At 69.7% G+C, this 7,963-nt stretch carries 6 protein-coding genes and 1 pseudogene; 2 read left to right on the top strand and 5 right to left on the bottom strand.

The genetic code is table 11. The annotated features are described in order from the left end of the window. Both AC1D2K_RS24695 and hemC read right to left on the bottom strand, forming a co-directional pair. The coding region (locus tag AC1D2K_RS24695; RefSeq protein WP_478091720.1) for a uroporphyrinogen-III synthase at positions 1-390 on the bottom strand (390 nt) is incomplete at its 3' end. 61 nt (positions 391-451) lie between these two features. Further along, positions 452-1,345, bottom strand: coding sequence for a hydroxymethylbilane synthase (gene hemC, locus AC1D2K_RS24690; RefSeq protein WP_478091718.1), 894 nt, complete (start codon positions 1,343-1,345; stop codon positions 452-454). A gap of 95 nt (positions 1,346-1,440) precedes the next feature. On the opposite strand from hemC, the gene ppc reads away from it, so the two are divergent. Beyond that, positions 1,441-4,287 (top strand): phosphoenolpyruvate carboxylase, encoded by a 2,847-nt coding sequence (gene ppc / locus AC1D2K_RS24685; protein ID WP_478091717.1) that lies wholly within the window; start codon positions 1,441-1,443, stop codon positions 4,285-4,287. 36 nt (positions 4,288-4,323) lie between these two features. Here ppc and AC1D2K_RS24680 read toward each other — a convergent pair whose 3' ends face one another. From AC1D2K_RS24680 to AC1D2K_RS24670, 3 genes and pseudogenes are all read right to left on the bottom strand, one after another. Continuing rightward, positions 4,324-5,481 carry an AI-2E family transporter gene (locus tag AC1D2K_RS24680; protein WP_478091716.1) on the bottom strand — a complete coding sequence of 386 codons (1,158 nt, stop codon included), beginning with the start codon at positions 5,479-5,481 and terminating at the stop codon, positions 4,324-4,326. Between the two features lie 8 nt (positions 5,482-5,489). Further along, positions 5,490-6,233, bottom strand: a pseudogene (locus tag AC1D2K_RS24675) (LytR/AlgR family response regulator transcription factor); the annotation flags it as partial. A gap of 2 nt (positions 6,234-6,235) precedes the next feature. Continuing rightward, the gene (locus tag AC1D2K_RS24670; RefSeq protein WP_478091715.1) at positions 6,236-7,351 is read right to left on the bottom strand and encodes a sensor histidine kinase; all 1,116 of its coding nucleotides are present in this window, start codon (positions 7,349-7,351) and stop codon (positions 6,236-6,238) included. 24 nt (positions 7,352-7,375) lie between these two features. Between AC1D2K_RS24670 and AC1D2K_RS24665 the strand changes: the two genes are divergently transcribed. Beyond that, on the top strand, positions 7,376-7,963 hold a 588-nt coding region (locus AC1D2K_RS24665; protein ID WP_478091714.1), incomplete at its 3' end, for a lyase family protein.

The raw sequence follows: 7,963 nt of genomic DNA, 5'->3' as shown, positions 1-7,963 counted from the left end.
CCCCGTGGCCCGTCCCGCGGCATCGCCGCCCCGCACGATCAGGATCCGCACGCCCGGACCCACCTGCGTCCGGACCAGAGCCCACAGGCTTTCGGAATCGAACTGCGCCGCATCGGCGGACGGCGCGTCGATCGCCGATGCCGGCACCCCGGCCTCACGCAGCCCGCGGGTGGTGCCGGGGCCGGTGGCCCAGAAACGCACCTGCGCGGGCACGCGGACATCGATGCCGCGAAAGAAATGCTCGGCCGCGGCAGCGCTCACGAACATCAGCGCGTGGTAGTCGGAAAGGCGCTGCCAGGCGGCGTGGAGCTGCGTCGGGTCTTCGAGCGGCTCGATCGCGATCAATGGCAGCGCAACGGCCTCCAGCCCCGCCGCACGCAGGTCGTCCACCCATCGCGCAGCCTCTCTGGCCGGCCGTGTGATCAACAACATGGGCAAGCCTGGCGACGCTTCATGTCCGGAGCAGGCGCGCCACCGCTTCGCCCAGCGCCGCCGCTTGTGCGGCATCGGCCGCATCGGCCACCCGATGCACGCGCACCAGCGGCGTCACGCCTTCGGGATCGCCGAGGGCGGCGTCGATGCGCAGGCGGCCGTCGGCCTGCCAGCGCGCGTGCGCGGCCAGCGGCATCGAACAACTGCCGCCGAGGGCGCGGCTGACGGCCCGTTCGGCGGCGGTCGCGAGGCCGTCGCCGCGGCTCGCCAGGGGCGCGAGCAACGCGAACAGGTCGGCGCGGTCGGACCGGACCTCGATGCCGAGCGCACCCTGCCCGGCGGCGGGCAGCATCGTGTCGGGCTCGAAGCACTCGCGAATGCGGCTCTCGAGACCGAGCCGCTTGAGCCCGGCGGCGGCGAGCACGATCGCGTCGTACTGGCCCTCGTCGAGCTTGCGCAGCCGGGTGTCGAGATTGCCGCGCAGGGGCTCGATGCGCAGATCGGGCCGCAACGCGCGCAGCAGAACGACGCGGCGCAGGCTGGAAGTGCCGACCACCGCTCCCTGCGGCAGCGCGGCGAGCGAGGCATGGCGCGGCGACACCAGCGCATCGCGCGGGTCTTCGCGCTCGAGTACGCAGGCCAGCGCGAAACCTTCGGGCAGGTCCATCGGCACATCCTTGAGCGAATGCACCGCGATGTCGGCGCGTCCTTCCTCGAGCGCGAGTTCGAGTTCCTTGACGAACAGGCCCTTGCCGCCGACCTTGCTGAGCGAGCGGTCGAGGATCTGGTCGCCGCGGGTGGTCATGCCGAGCAGTTCCACCGCGTGGCCCTGTTCTTGCAGCAGCGCCTGGACGTGTTCGGCCTGCCACATGGCCAGGCGGCTTTCGCGCGTGGCGATCACGATGTTGCTCAAGACCGTTTTCCGTATGAATGAGAGACCCGTGGGATGCTAGCATGTTGCGCCGCAGCAACGTCGGCATGTCCCCAGTCCACGAGGAGAAGTTTCGAATGAAGACGAGCCCCGCACCGGTTGCCGCGAAGCGCCGGACCCGTGACGAAGACCTGCCCCTGGTCGCCGACATCCGGCTCCTGGGCCGCATCCTCGGCGACGTGATCCGCGAACAGGAGGGGGACGACAGCTACGCGCTGGTGGAGAAGATCCGCACCCTGTCGGTGGCCTTCCGGCGCGATGCCGACCATGCGGCGGACCGGGCGTTGAAGAACCTGCTGAAGGGACTGAGCGCGGCCGAGACGGTGAGCGTGATCCGCGCCTTCACCTACTTCAGCCACCTGGCCAACCTGGCCGAGGACCGGCACCAGATCCGCCGCCGCACCGAGGCCGACCGCGCCGGCGACAGCGCCGAGGGCAGCCTGGAGACCGCGCTGGCGCGCATCCGCAAGGCCGGCATCAAGCCCGAAGCGGTGGTCGAGTCGCTGGCCCACAGCTACGTCTCGCCGGTGCTCACCGCGCACCCGACCGAGGTCCAGCGCAAGAGCATCCTGGACGCCGAGCGGGCCATCGCGCAGTTGCTCGCCACCCGCGACGAGATCGCGCTGCGGCAGCGCGCCTTCGCCGGTGGCAAGGATGCGCTGACGCCGCTGGAGTACGCGGACAACGAGCGCCAGATGCGCACGCGCGTCACGCAGCTCTGGCAGACCCGCCTGCTGCGCTTCTCCAAGCTCACGGTGGCCGACGAGATCGAGAACGCGCTGAGCTATTACGAGGCGACCTTCCTGCGCGAAATCCCGCGGGTCTATGCCGATCTCGAGAAGGCCCTGGCCCAYGGCGCCAGCGTGCCCTCGGTGGCGCCCTTCCTGCGCATGGGCCAGTGGATCGGCGGCGACCGCGACGGCAACCCGAACGTGACCGCCGAAACGCTGGAGTACGCGCTGCGCCGGCAGAGCGAACTGGCGCTGCGCCATTACCTCACCGAAGTCCACTACCTGGGCGGCGAGCTGTCACTGTCGGCCACGCTGGTGGACGTGTCGGTCGAGATGCAGGCGCTGGCCGAGCGCTCGCCCGACAGGAACGAGCACCGGGTCGACGAGCCCTATCGCCGGGCCCTGGCCGGCATCTACTCGCGGCTGGCCGCCACCCTGCGCGAGTTGACCGGCGGCGAGGCCGCGCGCCATGCGGTGCCGCCGCAGAACCCGTATGCGACGGCCGAGGAATTCCTGGCCGACCTGCACACCATCGAGGAGTCGCTGGCCGACGAACACGGCACCGTGCTCGCCGCGCCGCGCCTGCATCCGCTGATCCGTGCCGTGGAAGTGTTCGGCTTCCACCTGGCGACCGTCGACCTGCGCCAGAGCTCCGACAAGCACGAGGCGGTGGTGGCCGAACTGCTGGCCACCGCGCGCATCGAGCCCGGCTACGCGGCGCTGGCGGAAGAGGACAAGCAGGCGCTGCTGCTGCGCCTGCTCGACGACGCCCGGCCCCTGCGCGTGCCCGACGCCGACTACTCGGCGCTCGCCCGCAGCGAGCTCGCGATCTTCGCGGCGGCACGCACCGCCCGCGCGCGCTTCGGCGCGGCTGCGATCCGCCACTACATCATCAGTCACACCGAAACCGTGAGCGACTTGCTCGAAGCGCTGCTGCTGCAGAAGGAAGTGGGACTGCTGCGAGGCACCTTGGCCGACAACGCGACCTGCGACCTGATCGTGGTGCCGCTGTTCGAGACCATCGAGGACTTGCGCAACGCGGCGCCGATCGTGCGCGCCTTCTATGCGCTGCCCGGCATCCATGCGCTGGTGCGGCGCTCGGGCGCCGAGCAGGACGTGATGCTGGGCTACAGCGACAGCAACAAGGACGGCGGCATCTTCACCAGCAACTGGGAGCTGTACCGCGCCGGGCTGGCGCTGGTGGCGCTGTTCGACGACCTCAACGCCGACGGCGGAGCGCCGATCCGGCTGCGCATGTTCCATGGCCGCGGCGGCACCGTGGGCCGCGGCGGCGGTCCGAGCTACCAGGCGATCCTGGCGCAGCCGCCGGGCACCGTGCGCGGCCAGATCCGCCTGACCGAGCAGGGCGAGGTGATCGGCTCCAAGTACGCCAACAGCGAGATCGGCCGGCGCAACCTCGAGACGCTGGTGGCCGCGACGCTCGAGGCCACGCTGCTGCCGCCCGCCAAGGCGGCACCCGCCACCTTCGTCGCCGCAGCGGCCGAGTTGTCCGAGGCCAGCATGGCGGCCTACCGCGCGCYGGTCTACGAGACGCCGGGCTTCGGCGACTACTTCTTCAGCGCCACGCCGATCCGGGAGATCGCCGAGCTCAACATCGGTTCGCGCCCGGCTTCGCGCAACCCGAGCCGCAGCATCGAGGACCTGCGCGCCGTGCCCTGGAGCTTCAGCTGGGGCCAGTGCCGCCTGACACTGMCCGGCTGGTACGGCTTCGGCTCGGCGATCGAGCGATTCCTCGCGCAAGCCGCCAACCCGGCCGCACGCAAGGAGCGCCAGGCGCTGCTGCAGCGCATGTACGCCCAGTGGCCGTTCTTTCGCACACTGCTGTCGAACATGGACATGGTGCTGGCCAAGAGCGACCTGGCGCTGGCCTCGCGCTACTCGGAGCTGGTGGCCGAGAAGAAGCTGCGGCAGAAGGTGTTCTCGATGATCGAGGCGGAATGGCACCGCACCTCCGAGGCGCTGACGCTAATCACCGGCGCGAAGCAGCGCCTGGAGGGCAACGCCGACATGCAGCGTTCGATCCGGCATCGCTTCCCCTACATCGACCCGCTGCACCACCTGCAGGTCGAACTGATGCGCCGCTACCGTGCGGGGCAGGTCGACGAGCGGCTGCAAAAGGGCATCCACATGTCGATCAACGGGGTGGCGGCGGGGTTGCGCAACACCGGCTAACGGCCCGATGGGGCCGCGGCGCGGGGGCCCATCGGATCAGTCCCCCAGCAGCTCCCCGATCGACTGCAGGTCTTCCACGTGGTCGCAGACCGCCTTCACGACCATCGTGATCGGAATGCCCAGCAGCAGGCCCCAGATTCCCCACAGCCAGCCCCAGAAGATCACGCCGACGAAGACCGCGACCGGATTCATGCGGCTGCTCTTGCTCGTGAGGACGGGCACCAGCAGACTGCCGACCAGGGTATGGATCAGCAGTGAAGTACCGCCCACCAGCAGGGCCATCTCGACGCCATTGAATTGCAGGAAAGCCACCAGCGCCGCGGCCGACATCACGATCAGCGAGCCGATGTACGGGATCAGGTTGGTCACCGCCGCCACGATGCCCCACACGGCCGCGTTCTCGAGCCCGATGCCCCAGAACGCGAGGCCGGTCGCGATGCCGACCAGCGCGCTGGTGAGGATCTGAACCAGCAGGTAGCGCTCGATATGCACCGTAATGTCGTCGAGCACATGCACCGTGATCTTCTTCTTCTGCAAGCTGGGCCCCGTGATCTTGACCAGCTTGCGGCGAAAGGTGTCGCCCGAGGCCAGCGCGAAGAAGGTCAGGAAGGCCACCAGCGTGAGCTGGCCGGCGGCGGCGATCAGCCCCACCGTGCCGCTCCACAGGTAGTCGCGGACGTTGAACGGGGGCCGCTCGATCATCACCCGCGCCACGCCCTTGCGCGCCGCCACCTTGGCCGAATTCTCCTCGGCCGCCTGCTCGAGCTGCGCCGCAGCCTTCTGCACCGTGTCGAGGGTGTTGGTGTCGGCGGTGCGGCTGCTGGTGCGCATCGCAAGGCGCAGCTTCTGCGCCGCCACCGGCAGCGAATCGACCAGCTCGGAGGCGCTGCCGGCGAGCGAATAGCCGGTCCAGCCGAAGGCACCGCCGATACCGAGCAGGATCACGGCCGCGCCGACCCAGCGCGAGATCTTCCAGCGTTCGAGACGATCGACCAGCGGCGCCAGCGCATAGGTCAGCATCAGGCTCACCATGAGCGGGATGAAGACCGCCGCCGCCCAGCGCAGCGCGAACACGCTGGCCAGCACCGCCAGCACCAGCAGCGACGCGCTGCGCACGTCGACCGGCATGTGCAGCAGCATGCGTTCGGGCTCCTGCGACGGCTCGACCGCGGCGTCTGCCCCCGGCTCGACCACATCGTTMACCGTGCGTCCTTGAGCGCTTCGCGCACGGTCGACAGCTGGCGGCGCGACACCACCACCGGTTCGGGGATGCCGTCGAGCCGCAGCGCCCAGCCTTCGGCGTCTTCGCCGTCGTCGTATTTCTCGAGGGCACGAATGGCCGAGCGCGCCACCAGCGCGTTGCGGTGCACCCGGACGAACTTCGCCGGATAGCGTTCCTCCAGCTCGGACAGGGAGCCGTCGAAGATGTGGCTGCGCGATGCGGTGCGCACCGTGAGGTACTTGAGCTCGGACTTCAGATAGAGGACCTCCGACAGCGGGACCCTCTCGGTGCGGCCGCGGTCCTGGATCAGCAGCGCGTCCTGCGGTTCCGGGACCGGCACGCGCCGCTCCTTCAGATAGCGCTCGGCCTTCTGCAGGGCCTGCTGAAGGCGTTCGGCCCGCACCGGCTTGGTCAGGTAGTCGACCGCCTCGAGTTCGAAGGCCGTGACCGCGTGGGCCGCATAGGCGGTGACGAACACCACGGCCGGCGCAGCCTCGTGATGGCGCAGCCTGCGGGCCAGTTCGAGGCCGTCGAGGCCGGGCATGTGGACGTCCAGCAGCACCAGGTCGTAGCGCGCGTTGGCGAGCTGCTTGAGGGCGCCCTCGCCGTGCGCCGCCTCGGCCACCACCTCCGCGGCCGGCGAACGGCAATCGGCCAGCAGGGCGCGCAGGCGCGAGCGCGCCAGCGCTTCATCGTCGACGATCAGGGTGCGAAGAGGATTCATGCTCATGACTCGGCAGGAATGGCGATGCGTACGCGGTAGCTCTTCTCGTCCATGCCGGCGCTGAACTGCGCCTGCATGTCGTGCAGCAGCCGCAGGCGGTCGCGCACATTCGCCAGCGCGATGCCATGGCCGCGGGGCAGCGGCGCATCGGCCCAGCGCAGCGGCGGCAGGCTGTTGACCACCTCGATCAACACCATGCCACCGCGACGCTCGGTTCGGATACGCAGGCGGGCGCCGTCCGGGCTCGGCTCGACGCCGTGCTTGACCGCATTCTCCACCAGCGGCTGCAGCAGGAGGGGCGGCAATCGGGCGTCGTCGGCGGCCGGATCGATGTCCCAGCGAATCCGCAGCCGGTCGCCGAAGCGCACCTGCTCGATCGCCAGATAGCGCTCGGCCAGCGCGATCTCGTCCGCCAACGTGACCGATTCGCCCGGATCGGCCAGCGCCTGGCGGAACAGCTCGCTCAGGTCTTCCAGCATGGCCTCGGCCTTGGCCGGCTCCTGGCGCACCAGGGCGATCGCGCTGTTGAGGGTGTTGAACAGGAAGTGCGGCCGGATGCGCGACTGCAGTTCCTCGAGCCGCGCCGTGGTGGCCGCCGGGGTCTGGCCGCGCGCCCGCAGCACCAGCGCCGCCATCATCAGCCCCGAAAACAGGACGCCGGCCAGGGCGCTGGCCAGCCAGGGCGCCGCGCCGACCACGGCGGTCAGCCGCAGCAGGCCGCAGCCATAGAGGGCCGACAGCGCACCGAGCAGGGCCCCCGTTGCGTACTGCGCCGGGGCCGGCAGCCGTGCCAGCAGCCGCTTCAGCCCACAGGTGGCCAGCAGCCAGACCAGCGTGGCGGGCAAGGCCCCGCCGGTGACGGTTGCGGCCAGCAGCAGCCATTCGGACAGCGTCGGCGCCAGGAACATCGTGGCCACCGCGACCACCACTTCGACGAACAGCACGGCGCGCAGCACGACACCGATCTGGCAGGCGTCGAACAGCGGCCTGCCGGGACGCGCCGACACCCGCCCCCTGCGCTGCAAGGGCGAAGTTGAAGGCGTCGCCGGCGACGCCGAAAGGGGGGCCGATAAAATCGACAGGTTGCGCATCGCAGAAACAATGGGTGTCAAACCCATTATTGCCTCCCCTGATCGGTTCCCATGACCCAAAACCAACTCGACAAGAAATCCGAAGCCTGGTCCGCCCTGTTCTCCGAACCGATGAGCGACCTCGTGAAACGCTACACGGCCAGCGTGTTCTTCGACAAGCGGCTGTGGCAGGCGGACATCGAAGGTTCGCTGGCGCATGCCGGGATGCTCGCAGCCCAGGGGATCATCGGCGCGCAGGACCACGCCGCCATCCAGGGTGGGATGAAGCAGATTCGCGAGGAAATCGAATCGGGCGCATTCGACTGGAAGCTCGACCTCGAGGACGTGCACCTGAACATCGAGGCCCGGCTCACGCAGCTGGTGGGCGATGCCGGCAAGCGGCTGCACACCGGCCGCAGCCGCAACGACCAGGTGGCCACCGACGTGCGCCTGTGGCTGCGCGGCGAGATCGACCTGATCGGCGGCCTGCTGACCGACCTGCAGAAGTCGCTGCTGGCGCTGGCCGAGAAGAACGTCGAGGTGATCCTGCCGGGCTTCACCCACCTGCAGGTGGCCCAGCCGGTGAGCTTCGGCCATCACATGCTGGCTTACGTGGAGATGTTCGCGCGCGACGGCGAGCGCATGGCCGACGTGCGCCGC

It is taken from the genome of Variovorax sp. P1_H12_2 (genome assembly GCF_056405335.1).
The sequence above is the reverse complement of the archived record's forward strand: the minus strand, read 5'-3'. Positions and strand labels throughout refer to the sequence as shown.

Excerpts from the sequence above, each read along its gene's own strand:
- AC1D2K_RS24670 (WP_478091715.1), bottom strand. The coding sequence starts at position 7,351 with ATGGGTTTGACACCCATTGTTTCTGCGATGCGCAACCTGTCGATTTTA.